The organism is Pseudovibrio sp. WM33 (genome assembly GCF_001623165.1).
In the GTDB taxonomy this organism is placed as follows: domain Bacteria; phylum Pseudomonadota; class Alphaproteobacteria; order Rhizobiales; family Stappiaceae; genus Pseudovibrio.
The window spans coordinates 2,511-3,314 of the sequence record NZ_LMCK01000147.1 but is presented as its reverse complement, the minus strand read 5'-3'; the positions used below and the strand labels follow the sequence as shown (position 1 = coordinate 3,314).

Sequence of the window (804 nt, the reverse complement as noted above, 5' to 3'; positions counted from 1 at the left end):
TGGTGCAGTTGCCCTGCAGGTGCTCTGCAAGGGCTGGATTAAGCTGTCTCATAACAGCACCTCAACAATTGGAATATTGGTCACGCTGCCCTGTACATGGGCGTTTAGTGTCAGTTCCAGCATGTCAGCATCAAAGCGGGCAGGAACATCAAACTCAAAACCCGCTGTAACGTCCTCACCTGCAGGCGGGGCAGAAGCAAATGTGATCAGGCCGGAAGTCTCATCAAGCACAAACCCCACGGCCGGAGCACCGCCCACGGCCACCACAACCGGTGCAGTGTCTGCAGGCAAAAGGATCTTGCGGGTGTATGGCTGGAAGGTTGCGCCGTAGGTCTTCACAAGCTGGAATTCCTTTTGCACGCCATCCCCAACACCTAACACCTGATCAGTGGCACTGATTGCATCACCGGGCGGGCAGCTCTTAAAATCTGCCCAATCCTTCCAGCGAAACGCAAACATGCGCCCGCGCCGTTCTTCAAAGAACTCCACCACCTTATGAAGATCATTGACAGAGCGAACACCCTTAGCCGCGTTGTATCGCCTCCGGCTATCTGCCCATTGCTGATTGCGCGTCTCCCGGCCGTTGGCACGCACCACAACTTGCGTTTTACGTTCCGGCCCACCGCGTGCCCCTAACGAGATATCTGGCGGAAACCGTGTGTCATGAAATTCTTCCAGCATAACTGCCCCATTCCTACCGCGTATTCCCGAAAAGTGGCTCCCGGTTTTCGGGCAAGGATACGCAAGAAAAAATCAGATAAGCCCTGTGTTGCCGCCAATACGGCTTATCTGTTGCGCCGCCCA

The 804-nt window shown here is 55.2% G+C and carries 1 protein-coding gene; it reads right to left on the bottom strand.

Features of this window, described 5'->3' with window-relative positions:
- Positions 1-48: 48 nt before the first annotated feature.
- On the bottom strand, positions 49-681 hold the full coding sequence (locus tag PsWM33_RS25205; RefSeq protein WP_063302062.1) for a DUF2460 domain-containing protein: 633 nt from the start codon (positions 679-681) through the stop codon (positions 49-51).
- Positions 682-804: the final 123 nt, after the last annotated feature.

Bases quoted from the DNA above. Each gene is read 5' to 3' on its own strand.
- PsWM33_RS25205 (WP_063302062.1), bottom strand. From the start codon at position 681: ATGCTGGAAGAATTTCATGACACACGGTTTCCGCCAGATATCTCGTTA.